The sequence below is a fragment of the Acidovorax sp. NPDC077693 genome (genome assembly GCF_044542805.1).
GTDB lineage: Bacteria > Pseudomonadota > Gammaproteobacteria > Burkholderiales > Burkholderiaceae_C > Acidovorax.
Genome location: NZ_JBITVD010000017.1, coordinates 80314 through 102987, shown reverse-complemented (window position 1 = coordinate 102987; position 22674 = coordinate 80314). Strand labels below are relative to the sequence as shown.

General features: G+C 68.5%; 20 protein-coding genes. 6 read left to right on the top strand and 14 right to left on the bottom strand.

The annotated features are described in order from the left end of the window. Positions 1-106 precede the first annotated feature (106 nt). Positions 107-1375 carry a multifunctional CCA addition/repair protein gene (locus ACIGHN_RS22150; protein ID WP_396506108.1) on the bottom strand — a complete coding sequence of 423 codons (1269 nt, stop codon included), beginning with the start codon at positions 1373-1375 and terminating at the stop codon, positions 107-109. 44 nt (positions 1376-1419) lie between these two features. Here ACIGHN_RS22150 and ACIGHN_RS22145 point away from each other — a divergent pair, with 44 nt between their 5' ends. Beyond that, entirely contained in the window at positions 1420-1875 is a 456-nt protein-coding gene (locus tag ACIGHN_RS22145; RefSeq protein ID WP_396506106.1) for a hypothetical protein, read from the top strand. 57 nt (positions 1876-1932) lie between these two features. Here ACIGHN_RS22145 and ACIGHN_RS22140 read toward each other — a convergent pair whose 3' ends face one another. After that, complete coding sequence (locus ACIGHN_RS22140; protein ID WP_056414065.1) at positions 1933-2241, bottom strand: NIPSNAP family protein; 309 nt, start codon at positions 2239-2241, stop codon at positions 1933-1935. A gap of 13 nt (positions 2242-2254) precedes the next feature. Beyond that, positions 2255-2947 carry a glutathione S-transferase family protein gene (locus ACIGHN_RS22135; protein WP_396506104.1) on the bottom strand — a complete coding sequence of 231 codons (693 nt, stop codon included), beginning with the start codon at positions 2945-2947 and terminating at the stop codon, positions 2255-2257. A 306-nt stretch (positions 2948-3253) separates the two neighbouring features. Here ACIGHN_RS22135 and ACIGHN_RS22130 point away from each other — a divergent pair, with 306 nt between their 5' ends. Continuing rightward, entirely contained in the window at positions 3254-4975 is a 1722-nt protein-coding gene (locus ACIGHN_RS22130; protein WP_396506102.1) for a diguanylate cyclase, read from the top strand. A gap of 51 nt (positions 4976-5026) precedes the next feature. Here ACIGHN_RS22130 and ACIGHN_RS22125 read toward each other — a convergent pair whose 3' ends face one another. Beyond that, positions 5027-5608: a 5-formyltetrahydrofolate cyclo-ligase gene (locus tag ACIGHN_RS22125; RefSeq protein ID WP_056164526.1), complete on the bottom strand. Its 582-nt coding sequence runs from the start codon at positions 5606-5608 to the stop codon at positions 5027-5029. Between the two features lie 14 nt (positions 5609-5622). On the opposite strand from ACIGHN_RS22125, the gene ACIGHN_RS22120 reads away from it, so the two are divergent. The 3 genes from ACIGHN_RS22120 to ACIGHN_RS22110 all read left to right on the top strand — a co-directional run bounded on the left by ACIGHN_RS22120 (position 5623) and on the right by ACIGHN_RS22110 (position 9549). Beyond that, positions 5623-7605 (top strand): transglycosylase SLT domain-containing protein, encoded by a 1983-nt coding sequence (locus ACIGHN_RS22120; protein WP_396506100.1) that lies wholly within the window; start codon positions 5623-5625, stop codon positions 7603-7605. A 117-nt stretch (positions 7606-7722) separates the two neighbouring features. Further along, complete coding sequence (locus ACIGHN_RS22115; protein ID WP_396506098.1) at positions 7723-8310, top strand: DUF4124 domain-containing protein; 588 nt, start codon at positions 7723-7725, stop codon at positions 8308-8310. Positions 8311-8931: 621 nt separating this feature from the next. After that, positions 8932-9549, top strand: coding sequence for a DUF3224 domain-containing protein (locus tag ACIGHN_RS22110; protein WP_396506096.1), 618 nt, complete (start codon positions 8932-8934; stop codon positions 9547-9549). 57 nt (positions 9550-9606) lie between these two features. Here the strand turns inward: ACIGHN_RS22110 and ACIGHN_RS22105 are convergent, their stop codons facing one another. The 9 genes from ACIGHN_RS22105 to ACIGHN_RS22065 all read right to left on the bottom strand — a co-directional run bounded on the left by ACIGHN_RS22105 (position 9607) and on the right by ACIGHN_RS22065 (position 20165). Further along, positions 9607-10542 carry an MBL fold metallo-hydrolase gene (locus ACIGHN_RS22105; protein ID WP_396506094.1) on the bottom strand — a complete coding sequence of 312 codons (936 nt, stop codon included), beginning with the start codon at positions 10540-10542 and terminating at the stop codon, positions 9607-9609. Positions 10543-10798: 256 nt separating this feature from the next. Next, a complete protein-coding gene (gene rbsD, locus ACIGHN_RS22100) occupies positions 10799-11191 on the bottom strand; it encodes a D-ribose pyranase (protein ID WP_056414045.1) in 393 nt (130 codons plus the stop codon). Further along, complete coding sequence (gene rbsK, locus ACIGHN_RS22095) at positions 11188-12141, bottom strand: ribokinase (protein ID WP_396506093.1); 954 nt, start codon at positions 12139-12141, stop codon at positions 11188-11190. Before rbsK ends, rbsD begins: the two co-directional genes overlap by 4 nt. Further along, positions 12138-13157, bottom strand: a complete 1020-nt coding sequence (locus tag ACIGHN_RS22090; RefSeq protein ID WP_396506091.1) for a LacI family DNA-binding transcriptional regulator — start codon at positions 13155-13157, stop codon at positions 12138-12140. The genes rbsK and ACIGHN_RS22090 overlap by 4 nt, the downstream gene beginning before the upstream one ends. Before the next feature lie 43 nt (positions 13158-13200). Beyond that, positions 13201-14196, bottom strand: coding sequence for an ABC transporter permease (locus ACIGHN_RS22085; RefSeq protein ID WP_396506089.1), 996 nt, complete (start codon positions 14194-14196; stop codon positions 13201-13203). Further along, positions 14193-15884 carry a sugar ABC transporter ATP-binding protein gene (locus ACIGHN_RS22080; RefSeq protein ID WP_396506087.1) on the bottom strand — a complete coding sequence of 564 codons (1692 nt, stop codon included), beginning with the start codon at positions 15882-15884 and terminating at the stop codon, positions 14193-14195. Before ACIGHN_RS22080 ends, ACIGHN_RS22085 begins: the two co-directional genes overlap by 4 nt. Before the next feature lie 146 nt (positions 15885-16030). Next, complete coding sequence (locus ACIGHN_RS22075; protein WP_396506085.1) at positions 16031-16984, bottom strand: sugar ABC transporter substrate-binding protein; 954 nt, start codon at positions 16982-16984, stop codon at positions 16031-16033. Positions 16985-17575: 591 nt separating this feature from the next. Then, a complete protein-coding gene (locus ACIGHN_RS22070; protein WP_396506083.1) occupies positions 17576-19258 on the bottom strand; it encodes an AMP-binding protein in 1683 nt (560 codons plus the stop codon). Between the two features lie 118 nt (positions 19259-19376). Next, positions 19377-20165, bottom strand: coding sequence for an FFLEELY motif protein (locus ACIGHN_RS22065; protein WP_396506164.1), 789 nt, complete (start codon positions 20163-20165; stop codon positions 19377-19379). Between the two features lie 135 nt (positions 20166-20300). Here ACIGHN_RS22065 and ACIGHN_RS22060 point away from each other — a divergent pair, with 135 nt between their 5' ends. Further along, positions 20301-21206, top strand: coding sequence for an esterase/lipase family protein (locus tag ACIGHN_RS22060; protein ID WP_396506082.1), 906 nt, complete (start codon positions 20301-20303; stop codon positions 21204-21206). A gap of 123 nt (positions 21207-21329) precedes the next feature. Here the strand turns inward: ACIGHN_RS22060 and ACIGHN_RS22055 are convergent, their stop codons facing one another. Continuing rightward, entirely contained in the window at positions 21330-22328 is a 999-nt protein-coding gene (locus ACIGHN_RS22055) for a helix-turn-helix domain-containing protein (protein ID WP_396506081.1), read from the bottom strand. Positions 22329-22674: the final 346 nt, after the last annotated feature.

Genomic DNA, 22674 nt, shown 5'->3' with positions numbered 1-22674 from the left:
CAGAAGCAGAAGCAGAAGCAGAAGCAGAAGCAGAAGCAGAAGCAGAAGCAGAAGCAGAAGCAGAAGCAGAAGCAGAAGCAGAAGCAGAAGCAGAAGCAGAAGCTTCTTACTTCTGCCCCGGCTCAGTCACTTGCTTCTCGTCTTGCAGCCACTGCGCCACGGCCCGCACGCGCTCCTGGTGGATCAAACCGCCCACCTGCGGCCCGGTCAAACCGCGGCTGGCGGCCTGCGCCGCGATGTCGCGCGTGACCACCGACTGCGCCGCCGCCAGCACCGCCAGCAGGCGCGGGCGCTGCGGGTAGGGCGTTTCTTCAAAATGCAGCCGCCCGCGCGCATCGCACTCGCAGGCCAGCAACACGTCGGCAAAGCGCGCGGGCTTGCGGATGGCGTCGCAGCGCTCCAGCAGGCGCATCAGGGCCCCCGCAGACAGCTCGCTGCTGCGGTGGATGTGGCCGTGTTCGCGCGCCACCACGTCGGCGGTCTCGCGGCAGTCCACCGGCACGCGCAGGCGCTCGGCCACGTCCACCAGCAGCTCGGCGCTGCGCTGCTCGTGTTCGATGTGGCGCGGCAGCACGTCGGCGGGCGTCGTGCCCTTGCCCAGGTCGTGCGCCAGGCAGGCAAAGCGCACGGCCAGCGGGGCATCGAGCCGTGCGGACATGTCCAGCACCATCATCAGGTGCACGCCGGTGTCCACCTCGGGGTGGTATTCGGCGCGCTGCGGCACGCCCCACAGGCGCGCCACCTCGGGCAGCAGCACGGCCAGCGCGCCGCATTCGCGCAGCACCTCGAACATGCGCGAGGGCCTGGCTTCCATCAGGCCGCGCGCCAGCTCCTGCCACACACGCTCGGGCACCAGGTGGTCCACCTCGCCGTGGGCGACCATCTCGCGCATGAGCTGCATGGTCTCGGGCGCCACGGTGAAGTCGGTGAAGCGCGCCGCAAAACGCGCCACGCGCAGGATGCGCACCGGGTCTTCGCGAAAGGCATCGGTCACATGGCGCAGCACGCGCGCTTCGATGTCGCGCACGCCGTGGTAGGGGTCAAACAGGCCGCTACCGCTCGATGGGTCAATGTCTTCTGCTATCGCATTGATAGTGAGGTCGCGGCGCGAGAGGTCTTCCTCCAGCGTCACGTCCGGCGCGGTGTGCACCGCAAAGCCCCGGTAGCCCTGGCCGCTCTTGCGCTCGGTGCGGGCCAGCGCATATTCCTCGCGCGTCTTGGGGTGCAAGAAGACGGGGAAGTCGCGGCCCACGGGCAGGTAGCCACTGGCCAGCATCTGCTCGGGCGTGGAGCCCACCACCACCCAGTCGCGGTCGTTCACCGGGCGGCCCAGCAGCTTGTCGCGGACGGCGCCGCCCACCATGTAGATTTTCATGGGCCGAGTTTAGAACCTGCGCTGCGCCGTATATTCGCCCCACCATGTCCCTATCGTCCGACTTGACCATTGCCCAGCTCAACCCCGACGGCAGCGTGCCCGTGCCCCCGGCGCCGGACGCCGCGGCCAACGCTGCGGCGGCCGCACTGCAGCGCGAGGCGCAGTTCGAAGCGCTGAAGTCCAAGGTGGAGGACCTGGAAGCAATCCTGGCCAAGCCCTTGAACGAAATCCTGGGCGACCGGGACAAGTTCAAGGAATCTGCCGCTGCCTGGGAGGCCTTCGGCGCGATGTGGATGCTGTCGCAGCGCGCCATGCGCCGCGTGGCCCTGGACCTGGCCGAGCAGCAGGGCGTGACCGAGGCCGAGGTGGTGGCGCGGGCGCTGGCCTATGCCAACGATGTGCTCAACGGCGACGGGGTGGACCTGGGCGGCTCGATCGCCGAGCCGCAGATGGCCCACATCGCGCGGCACAAGGCCAAGTTGCGCAAGCAGTTCAGATAGCGCGGTGCCGGGCGGGCCGCCGCGCTCGTGCCTCTGGCGCCGGACTTCAGGGCTCAGTCACCCGAAAACCGGCCTGAAAAAGCTCCGCTCATAGCTCACGATGCAGCCCGTCTCCTCGGCATAGCGGAACGCCGCCAGGCACTCCGCGTCCTGCATCGATTGCTGGCGGTACACCTCGTAGGCCGCCAGGCTCTCGAAGGTGAACAGCGCCAGCGCGATGTTGTTCGCGCCCTCGCTGGGCATGAAGTAGCCGTGGTGCTGGCCGCCGAATTTCTCGACCAGCGGAATCCACAGCTTGCCGTAGTGCTCGAACTCCCGGAGCTTGCTGGTATTGAGCACATAGCGCAGGTAGATGGTGACTGCCATGTTCAAGTGCTCCTCAGCGCTTGGCGGGGGCCAGGCGGTAGGGTTCCTCGAAGTCGAGGAAGTCCTTTTCGGCCAATGCGTCGTCGATCCAGGCCTTCACGCCGGGCAGGGCGCGCACGCGCTGCACGTAGTCGGCGATCTGCGGCGGCAGGGGCAGGGCGTAGGTCGCCAGGCGCATGCACACGGGGGCGAAGTACGCGTCGGCGATGGTGAACTCGCCGAACAGCATCGGGCCGCCATGCTCGTCGAGCAGCGCGCTCCACATGCCCACCAGGCGCTGCACGTCGGCACGCACGCCGGCGTTGTCGCGCCACAGCAGGGCGCCGGTGTCGGGCAGGTCGGCCTCGATGTTCATGGGGCAGTTGTTGCGCAGGGCCGAAAAGCCGCTGTGCATTTCGGCGCAGATGCTGCGCGCGCGCGCCCGGGCCTTGGGGTCGGTGGGCCAGAGCTTCTTGTCGGGGTGCGTCTCGGCCGCGTATTCGGCGATGGCCAGGGTGTCCCACACCACCAGGTCGCCGTCGACCAGCACGGGCACTTTGCCGGTGGGGTTGACGGCGCCGATGGCGCGCTTGAATTCGGAGTCCGCGTCGAAGCTGTCGAAGCGCACGCGGACTTCGTCGAACGCGATGCCGGCCTGGCGCAGCAGCACCCAGGGGCGCATGGACCACGAGGAGTAATTCTTGTTGCCGATGTAGAGCTTGAGCATGGATGAAAAAACCTGGTGCCTGGGTAAGGGGCATTGATGCTACCGCCGCCATGGGCGGTTCATCCATGCTGAATGACCCGTCATTTGATGCCATCTGCGCATCAAAGCCCAAAAAGCCGCCCATTACGCCCGGCTGGGGAATTCCGGGGTGCGGCACAATCTGCCGCTTTCGAGGTGGTTTCCCGCCCGATCTCTGCCGGGCCGGCTTTGATGACGCTGTCTTTTTTTGCTTTTTTGCTGAGGGTGGTTTGCCAGCGGTGGCTGCGCAGCGCGGCCGCACTGGCCCGCGGCCTGGTGTGGGCCGCCATGGCCCTGGCCGCAACCGCCCAGGCCCAGCCCGCGGGGCGCGATGCCCCGGCCCCCGTCGCCCAGCACGCCGGCGGCATGCTGGTGGTGCCGTTCATGGGCATGTTCGAGGACAAGACCCGCCAGATGACCATCGAGGCGGTGCGCCAGCCCGAGAACGAGGCGCAGTTTGCCTACCCCGAGAACCCCCTCAAGGGCGCGGAATCCGACCGGGTGCTGTGGTTCCGGCTGCGCTTGCAACTGGCCGACCCGGCCGATGCGCTGCGCGAGTGGCTGCTGCTGGTGCCCACCGTGTCCACGCACGAGTTGCGGTTCTACGGCCCCTACGACGCCCAGGGCAAGGCGCTGGCCGAGCCGGTGGTCACGGGCATGCGCCACCCCTGGTCCACGCGGCCGGCGGGGTCCGAGCAGATGGCTTGGCGCTTCAAGCTGCCCGACGCGGGTGTGTACACGGTGTACTTCCGGGTGGAGTCGACCTTTGCGCGGTTCTACGCGGCGTCGGTGTGGGACTTGGCGGACTACCTGCAGGCCACGCAGGACAAGCGCATGTTCGACGGCGTGTGCTACGGCCTGCTGCTCGGTCTGGTGGTGTTCAGCACGGTGATGCTGCTGGTGTTCCGCGAGAGCATCTACGCCTGGTATCTGGTGTCGTGCGCCGGGGCGCTGCTGGCCCTGGCGGGGTTCAACGGCCACACGCTGCGCTACCCGTTTGCGCACTGGCCCGAGGCTGCGGGGTTCTTCTACAGCGTGGCGCCGCCGCTGTGGGCCATCTCCAAGCTGATGTTCGGGCGCAGCCTCCTGCGGCTGTCGCACTTTGCGCCGCGCCTGGACAAGGTGGTGCTGGCCATGGTGGCGGCGCTGGCGCTGGCCACGGTGTACGGGCTGCTCGGGTCGCACCCGCTGTGGCTGTTCCGCCTGGTGCAGGCCTCGGTCATGGCGTCCACCGTGGTGCTGACGGCCGGTGCGGTGATGGCCATGCGGCGGCGGTACTGGCCGGCCGTGCTGTATTCGGCGGGGGTGACCCTGCTGCTCATCGGCATCTGCGCCATCGTCGTGGCCAGCTGGGGCTGGGTGGCCTGGACGCCGCAGCAGATGGACATGACCCAGACCGTGCTGGTGGCCGAGTCCATCGTCTTCGCGGCCGCCATGGCCTCGCGCGTGCGGCTGCTGCGCAATTCGGAAGAAGCGCTCACCGTGCGCACGCAAGAATTGGTGGAGGCGCTGGGCACCGATGCCCTGACCGGCGCCGCCAACCGCGCCGGGCTGGCCAGCCGCGCTGGCGCCGCCATCCAGGAGAGCCGGCCGTTTGCGCTGCTGCTGCTGGACCTGGACGGTTTCAAGGGCGTGAACGACACCCACGGCCACGCCGCGGGCGACGTGGTGCTGGCCACCATGGTGCAGCGCCTGCGCGCCCAGTTGCGGGCCGAAGACATGGTGGCACGCCTGGGCGGCGATGAATTCGCGGTGCTGATCGCCGGCGCCCCGCCGCGCGACGTGATCGCCGCCATGGCCCGCCGCATGGCCGCCAGCGCCGCCGAGCCCGTGATGTTCGAAGGCCGCGCACTCACCGTGGGCATGAGCCTGGGCATCGCCAGCCACCCGGTCGACGGCGTGACCCTGGCCGACCTGCTGCGCGCCGCCGACAGCGCCATGTACGCCTGCAAACGCCGCCCTGCCGGTGGCGAGTGCTATGCCTTCGCCTCGGAACTGCGGGTGGGCTGAGGCAGCGACCCGGCGGTGCCGGGCGCCGTCACAGCAGGCGCTGAAGATGTTTCAGGGGGAGCCCACCGGCCAGACCACGCCGTTGTCGTTCAGGATCGCGTCGAGCGGCAGGTCGAACTCTTCCGGCTCAAAATCGTCCAGGTACCCGTTGGTAAAGCCCAGCCCCACCGTGAACGGCTTGGGCTGCAGCGTGGCCAGCGTGCGGTCGTAGAAACCGCCGCCATACCCCAGCCGGTAGCCGCCCGGCGCATAGCCCACGCAGGGCACGAACAGCAGGGTGGGCACGATGACCTCGGTGTCCTTGGGCTTGGGGATGCCGTAGGCGTCCTCCTCCATGGGGCAGCCGGGGTACCAGGCGTGGAAGGTCAGGGTCTTGTGCACCTTGTTGACCACCGGCAGGCCGATGCGGCGCAACTGGGGCTCGTCCAGCAGTTCGCCGTCTTCCTTCCAGCGGTGTAGGGCAGGCAACGGATCGAACTCGCCCTTGATGGGCCAATAGGCCCCGATCACCGTGTCCGGCCGGTTTACCAGCCAGATGCGCATGACCTGCTGTAACAGGTCGGACCGCTGTAGGCGGTCGGGCAGGTTCAGGCGTTCTTCTACCAACGCGCGCCGCAGGGCTGCTTTGTCCATCAGATAATTCCCCCATGCAATTGTTTCGAATTCTGACACCGCTTCTCGCCGGCGCCCTGCTGGCCACCGCCGCGCCCCTTGTCCAGGCGCAAAACCGTGGTGACGATACCCTGCTCGAGATGCAACAGGCCTTCCGCAAGGGAGACCGCAAGAGACTGGAGCAACTGCTGCCCTCGGCGCGCGGCCACGCGCTGGAGCCCTGGGCCGCCTACTGGGAGCTCAAGCTGCGCCTGGGCGAGGCCTCGCCGGCCGAGATCCAGTCCTTCATGCAGCGCTACGCCGGCAGCTACCAGGAAGACCGCCTGCGCAACGACTGGCTGCTGCTCTTGGGCCAGCGCCGCGACTGGGCGCAGTTTGCCGAGCAGCACCCCAGCTACCGCATGTCCGACGACCGCGAGGTGCGCTGCTACGCCCTGCTGATCGACCAGATCAAGGGCACCGCCAGCCCCACCGTGGCCGAGGATGTGCGCAGCAACTGGTATGCCCAGCGCGACGGCGACGACGGCTGCACCCACGCCGCACGGGAGCTGTACGGCTACAAGAAGCTCTCGGCCCTGGACGTGTGGCGCAAGGCCCGCCTGGGCATCGAGGCCAACCGCCCGCGCGTGGTGCGCACCGCGGTCGAGATCGTCTCGCCCGACTCGCTGCCCCAGGTCAAGGACGTGCTGGACTCGCCAGCCAAATACCTGCTGTCCCGCGCAACAGCTTCCGGCAAGGCCAAGCAGGAACTCGTGCTCCTGGCCCTGCTCAAGCTGGCCATCGGCGACCCGGACGGCGCGGCCTACCAGCTCGACAGCAAATGGGGCGTGCACCTGTCGGCCGAGGAGCGCAACTGGGCCTGGGCCGTGATCGGCAAGACCGCCGCACAGCGGCTGGCGGGCAACGCCCACGGCTACTTTGCCAACGTCACCAAAGATACCGACCTGAACGACGACCTGCTGGGCTGGAAAGTGCGCGCCGCCCTGCGCGCCGGCCAGTGGAATGCGGTGGCCAAGGCCGTCAACGCCATGAGCCCCGAAGGCCGCCAGGACAGCACCTGGATGTACTGGAAGGCGCGCTCCCTGCTCACAGGCCGCGTGACCGACGCCGAACGCGCCGAGGCCCGCCAGCTGCTCGAAGGCATCGCCAGCACGCGCGGCTTTTATGAGCAACTGGCGCTCGAAGAAATCGGCCAGCGCATCACGGTACCGCCCGCGCCCGCCCCCCTCACGGCCGAAGAAAAAGCCGCCGCCCGCGCCAACCCGGGCCTGAACCGCGCGCTGTACGCCATCCTGCTCGGCCTGCGCAGCGAAGGCGTGCGCGAGTGGAACTACACCACCAACCTGCACCAGAGCGGCGGCATGCCCGACCGCGAACTGCTGGCCGCCGCCGACTTCGCCTGCCAGCGCGAGGTGTGGGACCGCTGCATCAACACCAGCGAACGCACCAAGAGCGTGGTGGACACCACCCAGCGCTTTCCCACGCCGTTTCGCAGCGCCGTGGTCGAGCGCGCCAACGGCATCGGCCTGGACCCGGCGTATGTCTACGGCCTCATCCGCCAGGAAAGCCGCTTCATCATGGACGCGCGCTCCCACGTTGGCGCCTCGGGCCTGATGCAGGTCATGCCCGCCACCGCGCGCTGGACGGCCAAGAAGATCGGCATGAACAACTTCACCGCCGACCAGATCAACGACCGCGACACCAACATCACCATCGGCACCGCGTACCTCAAGCTGGCGCTCGATGACTTCGCGGGCTCCATGCCCATGGCCGCCGCCGCCTACAACGCCGGCCCCGGCCGCCCACGCAGCTGGCGCAACGGCCCGGTGCTGGACGCCGCCATCTGGGCCGAAAACGTGCCCTTTGCCGAAACGCGCGACTACGTGAAAAAAGTGCTGGCCAACACCACCAACTACGCCGCCATGCTCACCGGCCAGCCCCAGTCGCTCAAGAGCCGCCTGGGCACCATCGGCCCGCGTGATGCGGCCGCGCCCGAGGTGAACAAGGACCTGCCCTGAGACCGGGCACGGGGCGCGGGGCGTCCAGTGGATTGCTATAAAAATAATAGCTTGTAGCGCTTGCCTATCAAGCGGTAGATGGCATTTTGATTGTTGATGAAGAGAGGGATGGAGATGATGAACAAGACACTGTCATGGCTGGCGATGACCGCCCTGGTGTTCAGCCTGGGCGCTCGTGCGCACGCGCAACCCGTCTACAAATGGGTGGACGCCGAAGGCAAAACCCACTATGGCGCCCAGCCGCCACCGTCCAAGGCCGACGCCGAGCCGCTCAAGCTGCAGAGCAACAACGGCGCCACCAAGAGCGTGTCGTCGTCATCCGCGTCCGGCAAGCCGGGCCAGCAGTACAACGCCGACGGCACCAAGAAAGTCCCGAAGGACGTGGAAGAGTTCGGCGAAGACATGAAGAAAGCCCTGCAGAAGGTGGACGGCAAGCAGGTGCCCCTCAACTGCTCCGCCGCCGTGGGCAACATCCACGACCAGGCCGACACCATGCTGGAAGTGGGCCAGAAGAACGTGCGCGACGGCTACATGAGCAAGGCCGACTTCGACAAGAACGCCCCCAAGATCCGCGAGGCCCGGGGCAAGTACAGCGTGTCGGACTGCCAGTCATCGTCGGGCAACAAGAAGCTGTTTTATCAGTGCATGTCGAGCAGTTACAACCATGTGATGGGGTGTGACAAGCAGTACAAGCACGGGGAGTGAGGGCGCTGGGGTAAGCATCGGAGCAATTCCCGTGGACCGTTTCTGGGCGGATGGGAGTGCTCTGCTGCTGATCTAGAACAGGTTGGCTTTGAGATCAAGTTCATGCTCTGGAACTCGCAGAAAGCGGTTGGCTGGCAGGTCGTGACCCGATGCGATGTTGTAAACAGTCTCTGTGTAGTGCTGGCCTGAATAGCTGGTATGGCGTGCGTTGACGATAAGGCGTGCGTACTGATCCACAGAGAGTCTGATGGCTTCTCGTATCGGGCGCCTGCTGGGCTGGCCTGAGTTTGGAGTGCCCAAGAAACCCAGTGCGAAAACCCCATCTGCTTGGCTGGCGATTCTTACCGCGCCTACCGACGTGGGGACAGACTGCAGAAGGTCGGACTTGACCAGCTTGGGTTGGAAGTCCTCCCATTCGGCCAGGCGGTACTGCTGGACCAAGTGGGCCGCGGAGGTGCTTTCGAAAACAAAGGCGCGCGGAAGCTGCACTCGCTCTCTGGATCGTGGAGCGCCCCTCGTGGCCTTGGTCCAGAGGACCTCGACGACTTGAATGACTATCACGCGTAGAGCCTAAAGTAGTTCAAGCCCCAAAGCATTGACGCACAAACCCGCGGCGAGCGTGTGAAGTCCGCCACCGGCTTAGGGCACAACGGGTCGTTGCGTTTTTCCAATCGTCGTCATGCGCAATGTTGTTCAATAGAGATTAGACGCGCCACGGAGGTCGTGGCCACCTCGACCCATGGATTTCTCGGCGTCACCCATTGCCACCTTGGTAAACGCCGCCATCCTGGCCGAACCATCACCTTTTTCTTTCAAGCTGCCATCATGATTTCCAACACTGCCAACGGTTCATTCGACGTCCAGATCACCCCGCAGCCGCTGAGCGATGTGGCTGCCTCCAGTGGCCTGGCGCGGATGAGCATCGACAAGCGATTTCATGGCGCGCTGGATGCCACAAGCACCGGGGAGATGCTGGCCTTCCGCACGGCGACCCCAGGCTCGGCCGGTTACGTCGCGATGGAAACGGTGCGCGGCAGCCTCCAGGGCCGCAGCGGCAGCTTCGTGCTGCAGCACAGCTCGACCATGGCGCGGGGTGAGCCCGCGCAGTCGATCACCGTGGTACCGGATTCCGGCACCGACGCGCTCACCGGCCTGTCGGGGCGGATGACGATCGACGTCGCCGCCGACGGCGCACATGCGTACCGGTTCGAGTTCTCCTGGCCTGAAACGGCCGCCTGACAGGATGTGTTTCGGCGATGCCACGGTCAGGCTGCACGCAGCTGCCGGTGCTCCCACTCACACGTTGTGCAGCACATCCCCCTGCCGCACCGCCGCCCCCGACCGCACCAGGTCCTGCGCCAGGCTCTGCAGCCACGCATCCTCCTCCTGGTCCCCAAAATGCGTCTCGCGCAGCATGCCGAAGTACGGTGTGCCCTGGGCCCAGGCAGTCAGGTCCGCCATGCGGATCTGCTGCCACTCCAGCAGCTTGTACTTCAAGAGCACCTTGGCCGCATAGAGTGCGTGTTTGGTGGGGTTGCGCACGAAGCCGTCCAGCCGGCGGCGTGCGCCGTCGATGGCGCGGGGGGCGTCGGTGAAGACGGGGCCGTGGCCCGGGATCACGACCTGGGGGGCCAGGGCCTCGATCACGTCCAGCGTGGCGGCCACCTCGGCGAATGCGCTGTCGCCTTCCAGCTCCGGGAAGACGACGCCGAAGCCGTTTTCCCACAGCGCGTCGGCCGAGATCAGCACCCGGTCCTGCGGGCTGAACAGCACCACCGAATGCGGGTCGTGGCCGGGTGCGGCGTGCACCTGCCAGGGCTTGTCGCCCAGCAGCACGCAGGAGCCGGGGTCGAGCAGGGTGTCGGCGCGAAACGGCGGGCATTCCTGGCCGGTGGGGGTGTAGCTCAGCGCGTAGGCGTTCCACTGCCGCACGTGGCGCGCCTGCCCGGGCGGGATGGCGGTCAGCACGCGGGGCCAGGTTTTCTGCAGGGCTGCGTTGCCGCCGCAGTGGTCGCTGTGCAGGTGGGTGTTGAGCACGCGGTCGAGCGCTCGGCCCGCCAGGGCGCCCTGCACCAGGGCCACGGTCTGGTCGGCGTGGCTGCAGTAGCCGGTGTCCACGATGGCGGTGTCGTGCTGGCCGATGAAGAGGATGTTGTTGGCCGACAGCCAGCCGCGCTCCAGGACGGTGATCTCGGGGGGGAGCAAATCGTGGGGCGCGGGGCTGTGGGGCATGGGTGGCGGGGCGTGGGGCTGGCGGCGGGCCGGTGGCCTCGTGAGGCCCGGGCCGCCGGGGCTGGCGTGTCAGAACGAGGTCTTAATCCAGCGTAACCCAGCCTGCGCCCCTGGCGGGCTATGCAAAACCCCTACGCGGCGTTTGCGGTGGGCGCTGTCGATGAGGGACCGCAAGCCAAGGGCCGCCCCGCAGCGAGGGCGTCGTCCCCCTCAGGGGGAAGGCGCCGCGCAGGCGACTCCGGGGGAGTCTGTCCCTTCAGAACGTGACGCCGGCCACCAGGATCACGTTCGCGTACGGCGTGCACTCGCCGGTGCGCACCATCACGCGGGCCTGCCGGGTCAGGCGCTTGAAGTCTTCGTGCGGCATCTGCGCGGGGGCCACGGGCAGCGCGGCCGACCAGCCGGGCTGGATGCCGGCGTGGCGCTCCACGGCCTCGGTGGCGATGATGGCTTTTTCGACCTGCATCTCGGCCAGCACCACGCGCAGCACGTCCACCACGGCCGGGATGCCGGGGGTCAGCGCCAGGTCGATGCGGCGCGGGCCGTCGGGGATGGGCAGGCCCACGTCGCCGATGACCAGCATGTCGCCGTGGCCCAGGCTGGCGATGGCGTGGGAGAGTTCGGCGTGCAGCAGGGTGGTGCGTTTCACAGGGCGGTCCAGTCGGGGGGTTGGGGGCTCTGCGCCACGGCGGCGCGGGTGGGGATGGAGGGCTGCGCGCCGTGCTGCGTCACGCACAGCGCGGCGGCGCGGATGCCTTCGCGCACGCCGGCATCGAGTGGCTCGCCGCGCGCCAGCGCCACGGCCAGCGCGCCCAGAAAGGTGTCGCCGGCCGCCGTGGTGTCCACCGCGCGCACGCGCATGCCGGGGTGGTGGCGGCAGCCATCGGCATCGGCCGCCACGGCGCCGGCGGCGCCCAGCGTGACCACGACCTGGGCAGGGCCCCGGCCGCGCAGCGCCTGGGCGGCGGCGGCGGCGTCTTGCGGGGTGTCCACGGCCACGCCGGCCAGGGCTGCGGCCTCGACCTCGTTGACCACCAGCGTGTGCACCAGGGGCCAGAGCGTGTCGGGCAGGGGCTGGATGGGCGAGGGGTTGAGCACCACCGGGCAGCCCGCGGCGTGGGCCTGCTGCGCTGCCGCCACGACCTGCGGCATGGGCGTCTCGAACTGCACGACCAGCCCGCCGGCACCGGGCAGCGCGGCGCCCAGCGCGAGCGCGTCCAGCACGAAGCGGCCGTTGGCGCCGGGCACCACCACGATGCGGTTCTGGCCCGTGGCTTCGACCGTGATGGCGGCCACGCCGGTGGTGGATGCGGTATCGGTCTGCACGCCGCTGTGGTCGATGCCGTCGGCGGCCAGGCCTGCGCGCAGCGTGCGGCCGTAGCCGTCGTCGCCCAGGCGGCCGAAGAGGTGCACCTGGGCGCCCTGGCGTGCGCAGGCCACGGCCTGGTTGCCGCCCTTGCCACCGGGCACCAGGTGCAGGCCGTCGGCCAGCACGGTCTCGCCGGCCTCGGGCGCGCGGGCGACCTGCAGCACCAGGTCCATGTTCAGGCTGCCGACCACGGCGATGCGGGGTGCGGTGTTCAACGCTTTGTCGCTCATGCTGCGGTCTCCGGGGCCGGGGCGGTGGAAGACCGCACGCGCAGCTCGGGCTGCAGCATCACCTTGCGCACGTCCTGGCGCTTGCCGTCGATGCGTTCGAGCAGCATGTCCACCGCCAGTGCGCCGATGCGCTGCTTGGGCTGGGCCACGGTGGTCAGCGGCGGGCTGGTGAAGGCGGCCAGTTCGATGTCGTCGAAGCCGACGATGGACAGCGCCTCGGGCACGCGCAGCGCGCGTTCGTGGGCGGCGCACAGCGCGCCCATGGCCATGAGGTCGTTGCAGACGAAAACGGCGGTGGGCGGCTCGCTCGCGCGCAGCACCGCGTGCATGGCCTCGTACCCGCCCTGGCTGGTGAAGTTGCCGTGCCACAGCAGGCCGCTGCCGTCGCCGCAACCCGCGTCGGCCAGCGCGGCGCGCCAGCCGGCGATGCGCTGCTCGCTGGGCGCCAGGCCCGCGGGGCCGCCGATGCAGGCGATGCGGCGGTGGCCCTGGGCCAGCAGGTGGCGCGTGGCCAGTTGGCCGCCCTGCATGTGGGCGGTTTCGACCAGGTCGCAGGGCAGCTCGGCGATCTCGATCTCGCGGTCCACCAGCACGGTGGGGATGGACAGACCCGCCAGCTGCGTGGGCAGCGTGGCGTCATGGCCGGTGGAGACGACGATCAGCCCGTCGATGCGGCGCTCGGCCAGCACCTGCAGGTAGCTGCCCTGGCGGTGCGCCTCGTCGTTGGTGTTGCACAGGATGACGTTGTACCCCGCGCCGAAGCACCGGTCTTCCACGCTGTGCACGATCTCGGCGAAGTAGGGGTTGGAGCTGTTGGGGATCAGCATGCCCAGCGTGCGCGTGTTGTTGCTCTTGAGGCTGCGCGCGATGGCGCTGGGCACGTAGCCCAGGGCGCGGATGGCTGTCTCGACGCGTGCGCGGCCCTCGGGGCTCACGCGGCGCGTGCCGTTGACCACGTGGGACACGGTGGTGACCGATACGTCGGCGTGGCGCGCAACGTCCTTGATAGTAGCCATGGGGTGGAAAGCGGATTCGGTGGAGGTGGGGCGAAGGTGATGTTCAGACGGCGGCGCGGCGCTGGCGCAGCGTGTCCACGATGACGGCGGCCACGATCACGCAGCCCGTGATGATGCGCTTGCTCGGCTCGCTCGCGCCCACCTGGGCCAGGCCCGCCTCCAGCACCGCGATGATCAGCACGCCGAACGCGGTGGTCACCACCGAGCCGCGCCCGCCCATGAGGCTGGTGCCGCCAATCACCACCGCGGCGATGACCTGCAGCTCCATGCCCGAGCCCGCGTTGGGGTCGGCCGCTTCCAGGCGTGCCGACTGCATGAGGCCCGCCAGGCCCGCGAGCAAGCCGGTGAGCGCGAACACGATGATGCGCACCGGGCGCGGGTCCACGCCCGCCAGGCGCATGGCCTCTTCGTTGGTGCCGATGCCCACGACCGAGCGGCCGAAGACCGTGCGCGTGAGCACCAGCTGCGCCACCACCACCAGCACCAGCGCGATCAGGAAGGCCACCGAGATGCCGCCGAAGAACGGCGCGGCCAGCCACGAGATCGCATCGCCCACGTACTGCGTGCGCGAGTCGGTGACCAGATAGGCGCTGCCGCGCACGGCTTCGAGCATGCCCAGCGAGACGATGAACGAGGGCAGCCGCCAGGCCACCGAGATGGAGCCCGTGATGGTGCCGCACACCAGGCCCGTGGCCAGCGCCAGCGCGGCCGCGGCCGGCACCGTCCAGCCCCATTGCAGGATGGCGGCCGCCGACGTGGCGGCCGACAGCGCCATCACCGAGCCCACCGACAGGTCGATGCCCGCGATGATGAGCACGAAGGTCATGCCCACCGCCATCACGGCCAGGGCCGGGATCTCGTTGGCGATGGTGATGAAGGTCTCGGCGCTCCAGAAGTATTCGGACATCCACGAGAACAGGCCCACCATGCCGGCCAGCACGGCCAGGAGCCCGAGGTAGGTGCCAAGCTGGCTGCGCCACACCGGGGTGGAGCGCGAGGCGGGGGATGCGGTGGGGGAGGAGGGGGCTGCGGCGTTCATGCGGTGGCGGAAGAAGGTGCGGACGAGGGCCCGCGGGAAGAAGGGGGTGCGGCGGCAGGCGGCTCGCTGGCGCGGCCCGCCATGTCGGAGAACGCGGCGGCCAGCAGCGACTGCTCGGACCACTCGCCGCGCTCGAACACGGCCACCAGGCGGCCGGCGCTCATCACGCCGATGCGGTCGGCCATGGCCATGAGCTCGCGCAGGTCGGACGACACCATGAGCAGCGCGCGGCCTTCGTCGGCCATGCGGTCGAGTTCGGTATAGATCTCGGCGCGTGCGCCCACGTCCACGCCGCGGGTGGGCTCGTCCAGCAGCAGCACGCGCACGGGGCGGTGCAGCCAGCGGGCGAACACGACCTTTTGCTGGTTGCCGCCCGACAGCTGGCCCACGGGCTGCTCGCCGTCTTTGCAGCGGATGCTGAGCGTGCGCACAAAGCCCTGCACCAGCCGGTGCTCCAGCGCACGCTGCAGCCAGCCACCGCGCGACACTGCCGACAGGTCGGACAGCGTGGCGTTGATGCGGATGGGCTGGGCCAGCAGCAGGCCCTGCGACTTGCGGTCTTCGGTGACCAGCCCGATGCCTGCGCGGATGGCCTGCAGGGGCGATGCAAAACCCTTGTCGATCTTGGTTGCTACTGTTTTTGTAGCTGCTTGCGCTTGTCCATCCAGCGGTAGGGGCTGTTTTTGGTCTGAATCTGAAACTGAATCGGAACCATGCAGCGTGACGCTGCCCCGGTCGGCGCGGTCCGCGCCGAAGAGCAGGCGCACCAGTTCCGTGCGGCCCGAGCCCACCAGGCCTGCCACGCCGAACACCTCGCCTGCGCGCAGGCTGAGGCTCACGTCCTGCACGGCGGTTCCGCGGCCGATGCCGCTCACTTCCATCACCACCGGGCCGGCCGTGCGGCGGGGGCGGTGGTCCAGGTCGTTGACGGAGCGGCCCACCATGCGGCGCACCAGGTCGTCCTCGGACAGGCCGGCCATGGGCAGCACGTCCACCAGCCGGCCGTCGCGCAGCACGGCGGCGCGGTCGGCGATGCGGCGCAGCTCTTCGAGCCGGTGCGACACGTAGACGATGGCCACGCCGCGCGCGGTCAGGCGCGCGATCTGGTCGAACAGGTAGGTGGTCTCGCGTGGCGTGAGCATGGCCGTGGGCTCATCGAGCACCAGGATGCGCGTGTCGTCCTGCAGGTTGCGGGCGATCTCCACCATCTGCTGCTGGCCGATGCCCAGTTGCGACACCGGCGTGGCCGGGTCGATGGATTCGAGGCCGATCTTGGCCAGCTGCGTGCGCGCCGCGGCGTGCAGCACGTCCCGCTGCAGCCAGCCCGCGCGGTTCGGCAGGCGGCCCAGCAGCAGGTTCTCGGCCACGGTGAGCGTGGGCACCAGGCCCAGCTCCTGCATCACCATGCGCACCCCGTGCTGCTCGGCCTCGCGCCGCGTGGCCGGGGCAAAGGTCTGCCCCGTCAGCCGCATGCCGCCGCGCGTGGCAGGCGTGAGGCCGCAGACGATCTTGGACAGCGTGCTCTTGCCCGCGCCGTTCTCGCCCGTGAGCGCCAGCACCTCGCCCGCGTTCAGCGCCAGCGTCACCCCGTCGAGCACGGTGGTGGCGCTGTAGTCCTTGCCGACCGCGTCGATGCACAGCAGGGGTGTGGGTGGCGCGGGCGGTTGGGTTGTGGGGGTTGAGGGCATGGCAGGTCGCGGCAAGGGTTGCTGATCTCTTGAGCGGTGAACAAAGCTCAGCGAAGCGTTCTGGCCAGGCGCCGGGTCGCAGGCAGTACTGGAAGTACGACCAGACCCGGCAACGACGCCAGAAGAGTTTTGTTCACCGCTCCGGGTTACTTGCTGCCCTTGGTGACCAGCACCACGTCCGTCTTCACCGCAGCAGGCAGCTGGTTCTGCGGCGTCTTGGCGGCCAGGGCCTTCTGGGCCAGCTCGATGCCGAACACGGCCTGCTTGGCGGCGTACTGGTCGGCGGTGGCCAGCACGCGGCCGTCGGCCAGCATGGGCTTGATGGCGTTGATGTTGTCGTAGCCCACCACCTGCACCTTGCCGGTCTTGCCTGCGGCCTTCACGGCGGCCACGGCGCCCAGCGCCATGCTGTCGTTGCCGGCCAGCAGGGCCACGAGGTCAGGGTGCTCGCGCATCATGCCGGCGGCCACGGTGTTGCCTTTTTCGATCTCCCAGTTGCCGGACTGCACGCCCACCACGGTGATGTTGGCGGCCTTCATCGCGTCCTGGTAGCCCAGGGTGCGCTGCTGCGCATTGAAGGTGGTGGACACGCCCTCGATGATGCCCACCTTGTCGCCCGCCTTCAGGCTCTTGGCCAGGTGGTCGCCCACGAGTTTGGCGCCCGCGCGGTTGTCCGGGCCCACGAAGGGCACGGTGATGTTCTTTTCCTTCAGCGCATCGGCATCGAGCTGGTTGTCGATGTTGATCACGATCACGCCCTTGTCGATGGCGGCCTTGACGGCGGGCACCAGGGCCTTGGAATCGGCCGGGGCGATCACGATGGCGCTGGCCTTTTGGGCCACGGCCTGCTCGACCATCTTGATCTGGGCGGCGGTGTCGGTCTCGTTCTTGATGCCGTTGGCCACCAGCGTGTACTCGCTGGCGTGCGCCTTCTGGTGCGCCTTGGCGCCGTCTTCCATGGTGCGGAAGAACTCGTTGGCCAGCGATTTCATGACCAGGGCGATCTTGGGCTTGTCCTGCGCCAGGGCAGGGCTGGCCAGCATGCCGCCCAGCACGGCAAGGGCGGCGGCGGTCTGAACGGTACGGCGGGTGAAGTGCATGGTGTCTCCTATTGGAATGGTGGTCAGGGCGTCAAGAACGAACAAACGGAACAAACAAAACCGACAACGGCGCGAGGGATGCAAGCCAAGCCCCGCAGGGCCAGGCACGGCATTTCCAGGTGCGCGCGACCCATGGACAACAGCCAAGGATAAGCGCCCGATCGCTGTGTGGCCCGCGGATCATAACGAAAGCAAACGTTTGCGCAAACGTTTGCTAGTTGGTGAAAACCCGAAGATGAGGGGAAGTCAGGGCGTGTCGGATTCGAGCGAGGGAGGCTGTTGGGGTATGGGCGGATGTGCTACCCACCCGTTCGGGCTGAGTCCTTCGACAGGCTCAGGACAGGCTTGCCGAAGCTTTGCGCGGCGTTTCGACAGGCTCAACGTGAACGGTTTTGGGGGTATCCGCTAGCAGCTGGTGAGAAGAGGCCTAACGGATCAGCATTCGCCCAGTCCAAACCGTTCGGGCTGAGCCTGTCGAAGCCTCGCGCGGCGCTTCGACAGGCTCAGCCCGAATGGTGTGGTGTGGGGAGTGAAGCAGGGAACCATGCCAGCAGCTGCGCCCGCGTGCAGCTGCTGGGTTTGATAAGCGCCCTACGCCTTGCGCAGTTCGCGCCGCAGGATCTTGCCCACGTTGCTCTTGGGCAGCTCGTCGCGGAACTCGATGTATTTGGGCCGCTTGTAGCCCGTCAGGTTCTCCTGGCAGAAGCGGGCCACGTCCTCTTCGCTCAGCGTGGGGTCGTTCTTGATGATGAACACCTTGATCGCCTCGCCCTGCTTTTCGTCCGGGATGCCGATGGCGGCGCATTCCACCACGCCGGGGCACAGGCTGATGACCTGCTCCAGCTCGTTGGGGAACACGTTGAAGCCGCTCACCAGGATCATGTCCTTCTTGCGGTCGATGATGCGGGTATAGCCCTCGGCGTCCATCACGCCGATGTCGCCCGTGCGCATGAAGCCGTCGGCGGTGAAGGCCTTGGCGTTCTCTTCGGGCTGGTTGTAGTAGCCCGTCATCACGTTGGGGCCGCGGATGCAGATCTCGCCCGGGTCGCCCTGAGGCACGCTGTTGCCAGCATCGTCCTTGATGGCGATGTCGATGCCCGGCAGCGGCAGGCCGATGGTGCCGCTGAAGGACGTGTTGTTCACCGGGTTGTTGGTGCCGATGGCGCAGGTCTCGCTCATGCCCCAGCCTTCGATCATGGTGCTGCCGGTCACCTTCTGCCACTGCTTGGCCGTGCCTTCGCTGGCGGCCATGCCGCCGGCCTGCGACACGCACAGGTGCGAGAAGTCGAGCGTCTTGAACTGCGGGTTCTGCAGCAATGCGTTGAACAAGGTGTTCACCGCAGGCAGCATGTGGAAGGGGCGCTTTTTCAGCTCGGCCACGAACTTGGGGATGTCGCGCGGGTTCGGGATCAGCGTGAGGCTGGAGCCCTGGCGGATGGCCAGCAGGCACAGCGTGAGCGCGAAGATGTGGTACAGCGGCAGCGCGGCGATGCTGTTGGCCTTGCTCACGTCACCGATCCTGGACAGCGCCGGCGTGAACCAGGCCTCGGCCTGCAGCGTGGCGGCGACGATGTTCCGGTGGGTGAGCACCGCGCCCTTGGACAGGCCGGTGGTGCCGCCCGTGTACTGCAGGAAGGCGATGGAGTCGAGCGTGGCCTGGCTGGGCGCGAGCGACTTGTGCTCGCCCAGCGACAGCGCCTTCTTGAAGGGCACGACCTTGCGGCCGTTGGTCAGCGGCAGCTCGTACGCGGGCACCATCTTGGCCAGGTGGCGCACGGCGAAGGTGATCCAGGTGCCAAAGGCTGCGCCCAGCAGGTCGCCCATGGCGGTCATCACCACGTGCTGCACGGCGGTGCGGTCCACCACCTCGGCCAGCGTGTGCGCGAAGTTCTCCAGGATCACGATGGCGGTGGCGCCCGAGTCCTTGAGCTGGTGCTCCAGCTCGCGCGCGGTGTACAGCGGGTTCACGTTCACGCAGGTGTAGCCTGCGCGCAGCACGGCCGCCATGGTCACGCCGAACTGCGGCAGGTTGGGCAGCATGATGGCCACGCGCGCACCGGGCGCGAGGCCCAGGCTCTGCAGGTAGGCGCCCAGGGCGGCCGAGCGGCGCTCCAGCTCGCCATACGTCATCCAGCGGTCCATGCAGACCGAAAACGGGCTCGATGCGTGCTTGCGGAAGGACTCTTCCAGCAGGTGGGCGACAGAGCGGTATTGCTCGGGCTTGACGTCGTGCGGTACGCCCGGGGGGTAGCTCTTGAGCCAGATCTTTTCCATGCGCTTGGTTCCTTCTTCTGCGTGCTGCTTGCGTGTCGGCTTGTGCAGCTTGTGTGCTTGCGTGACCCACCGGCCAGGCGGTGGCTGCGAAGATTGTGAAAGCGCGAGGAGCAACCAGCTACCGGGCTTGTCCTAGGGTGCGGGCCAGTTGGGTCTCGCAGGTGACACGGTCGGCATCGAAGAGCTCCGCCATCAGCGCACGCTCGCGCGCCTCGATGGTGGCCAGGAACTGCTCGACCCCGCCGCGCTGGCGCGCCAGCTGGCCGAAGGTGTCGAAGCCCGCCTCCAGAAACTGCTGCAGATCGCCCATGCCCGCCGCGTGGGCCGGGGCGCGCATCATGCGCAGCATCATGCGCAGGCCAGGCGTGCGCGTGAGGCGTGCCAGGTCGGTGCCCATGGCCAGCACGCGCTGCAGCTGCTGCTCGCGCGCGGCGCGGTCGCCCACCGCGCGCCAGGCGGCCACGTAGCGGGCGGCGTCCGTGGTGTCGTTGCGTGCGGTGGTGGTTGCCGGGCCGGTGATGGCATCGGCCGTGCCGCCGGCTGCGGCGGGCCACGCGAGGCCCATCGCGTGGTCCAGTGCTTCGGTCTGCGCGTGCAACACGGCCAGGGCCACGGCCGTGGCCACCACCGCCGCCGGGAACATGGTCTGCAGCGTGCCTGCGATGCGGCTGAATTGCTGGTCGCGGGCGGTGTAGTCGGAGTCGCTGTACAGCTCCTCCAGAAAGAATTTCGCGGCGGGGCCGAACGACGGCGACGCCATCAGGTCGGCATACGTGCCCCGGAACCGCCGGGCCTGCAGCGTCTTGACCTGGCCCACCGCCGCGCCGAGCCCCGGGTCGCCCGTGCGGTGCTGCCGCAGGGCGGTGACATCGGCAATGCGCTCTCGGATGGTCTGGGCTGCGTCCATGGTGGTCATGAAAGTAGGGCCGTTGTTGGGGTGGCACCGCTGCCGCCGCACGCCCTGCACCCTGTCGGCCAGGCCGCACAATGCGGTGAACGAGTCGCTCACCATTACACCATCCCTCTCCCCCGCACCGACACCATGATTGCGCGCTGGCAACGAGTCTTGATCCTTTTCATCCTTGCGGCCATGGCGGCCTGGCTGGCCTGGCTGGCCTGGCAGTGGCCCCGTTCGCCCCAGGTGGCCATCGTGGGCGCACTCGTCCCGCTGGCGGTGTACCTGCTGGTGATGGCCGTCGAGTTCGTGCTGATGCACATCACCAACCGCACCGATGCGGCGCCGCGTGCGCGGCTGGCCCAGGTGGTGGCAGCCTGGTGGGCCGAGGTGTGCGTGGCGCTCGCGCTCTTCGGCTGGCGCCAGCCGTTTCGCCACCAGTCGCTGCCCGACTGGCTGCCGGCCCAGCCCACGGGCCGGCGCGGCGTGGTGCTGGTCCACGGGTTCATGTGCAACCGGGGGCTGTGGCTGCCGTGGTTCGCGCACCTGAAGGCGCGCGGCCATGCGTACGTGGCCGTCAATCTGGAGCCGGTGATGGGCTCCATCGACGAGTACGCCAACACCATCGACGACGCCGTGGCGCGCGTGGCCGCAGCGACGGGGCAGGCCCCCGTGCTGGTGTGCCACAGCATGGGCGGGCTGGCCGCGCGGGCGTGGCTGCGGGCGCACCAGGCCGATGGGAGGGTGCACCGCGTGCTGACGCTGGGCACGCCGCACGGCGGGACGTGGCTGGGGCGGTTCAGCCGGGCGGTGAATGGGCGGCAGATGAGCCTGGCGGGGGAGTGGGTGGGGGCGCTGCAGAAAGCGGAGCCTGCGGGGCGCGCGGCCTTGTTCACCTGCTGGTATTCGAACTGCGACAACATCGTGTTTCCGGCCACCACGGCGAGCCTGCCGGGGGCCGACAACCGGTTCGTGGAGGGGGTGGCGCATGTGCAGATGGCGTTTGACCCCGGCGTGATGGCGGAGTGCCTGGATGAGGTGGGGCGGAACTGAACGGGGGGCGCAGGCCGCACTGGTTGCACCGGCCGTTCGGATCAGGCTGTCGAGTCCAGGTACCTCGGTACTCGGGGCCGTGCGCAGGCCAGCCAGGGCCCGCATCCGCCGGCCGGTGGGGCGTCAGGCCCTGCGCAGCGTCTGCGAAGGCAGTTCTGCAAACAGGCGCTTGTAGTCGGCCGAAAACTGCCCGAGGTGCCAGAACCCCCACAGGGCTGCCACGTCCTGCACGCCCGCATGCGGGTCGCGCCGCGACTGGAGTTGGCGTCGCACGCCATTGAGGCGCAAGACCCGCAGGTAGCGGGCGGGGCTCATGCCCAGGATGTCCTGAAAGCAGTAGTGGAGCTTGCGGTGGCTGGCACCCACGTGGCGGCACACCTCCAGCAGCGACGGCGGCTGATCCACGCGGGCCAGCATCATCTCCCGCGCACGGTGCACCACGCGCCGGCGCTGGGCGACGGACTTCAGGTGCGAGATGTCGGTGTCGAGCGGCAGGGCGTCCAGAAAGGCCAGCAGCATGTCGTCCCGCACGCGTGACATGGCGGCTTCGCCCTGCCAGTGGCGGGCCTGGGGCCGATCGGCCTGCAGGAACACGCGGTTCAGGTGCGCGCGCAGATCGCCGGCGACCTGGGGCCCCACGTCGACCACCACCTGTTGCGCCAGCCACGGCGCCAGCGGCCGGTGGTAGATGCCCTGGGAGATGGTGTGGACCAGATCGCAGTCCACCGACAAGGCGCCGATCTGCGACGCACGGGTGTTGCACAGGTCCAGATCGTCGCCCCGCCCCACCAGCAGCGAGGTGGCGCCGAGGCGCTGACCGTTGCAGATGGCCTCGCCCTCGGGCTGCAGCACCAGCGCGAAGCCATACATGTCCCGGCCGATCTCGCCCTGCTGGCGGACCGACCGGTTCATGGTTTCCTTGACCATGTAAGCGCCGGGCAGGTGAATCTGCTCCACGCGGCCATGGAATGCACCGCCGGACAATTGCTCGTACTGCAATGCCCACTCCGGCAGCGAACCCGCATGCTCTTGCACATCCGCCGTGTCCGCGCAGCCATGCCATGCGGCGCGGGGCACGGTGCCATCGGGGGCGCAACGGTCTTTGACAACGGCACGGACCACCATCGGACTCCTGAAAAGGGTCGCCTGCACACAGGCACTGCCGCCTGAAATGTCAGGCAAGCCGGGACAAGAAGCTCTTCACGCAAACCCTCAGGGTCCTCTGCGTGAATCATCGCGCCGGGTGCAACTGCGGTCTCGGGCGGCCTGCGGCGTTGCCCGTACCCGCAACAGCAGCGCACACTTGGCGGCTCAGTGCGTGCAGAGGATCCCGGGGGCCTGTCGGCCCACCGGATGCCGAGGCGGGCCCCCGGGGCTGCGCAAGCCGGATGCACGGGCCGTGCCAGCCGGCCCGTGCTGCATCCCGGTGCGCGGCAAGCTCGCCCCACCCGGGCCGCTCGGTGAACGG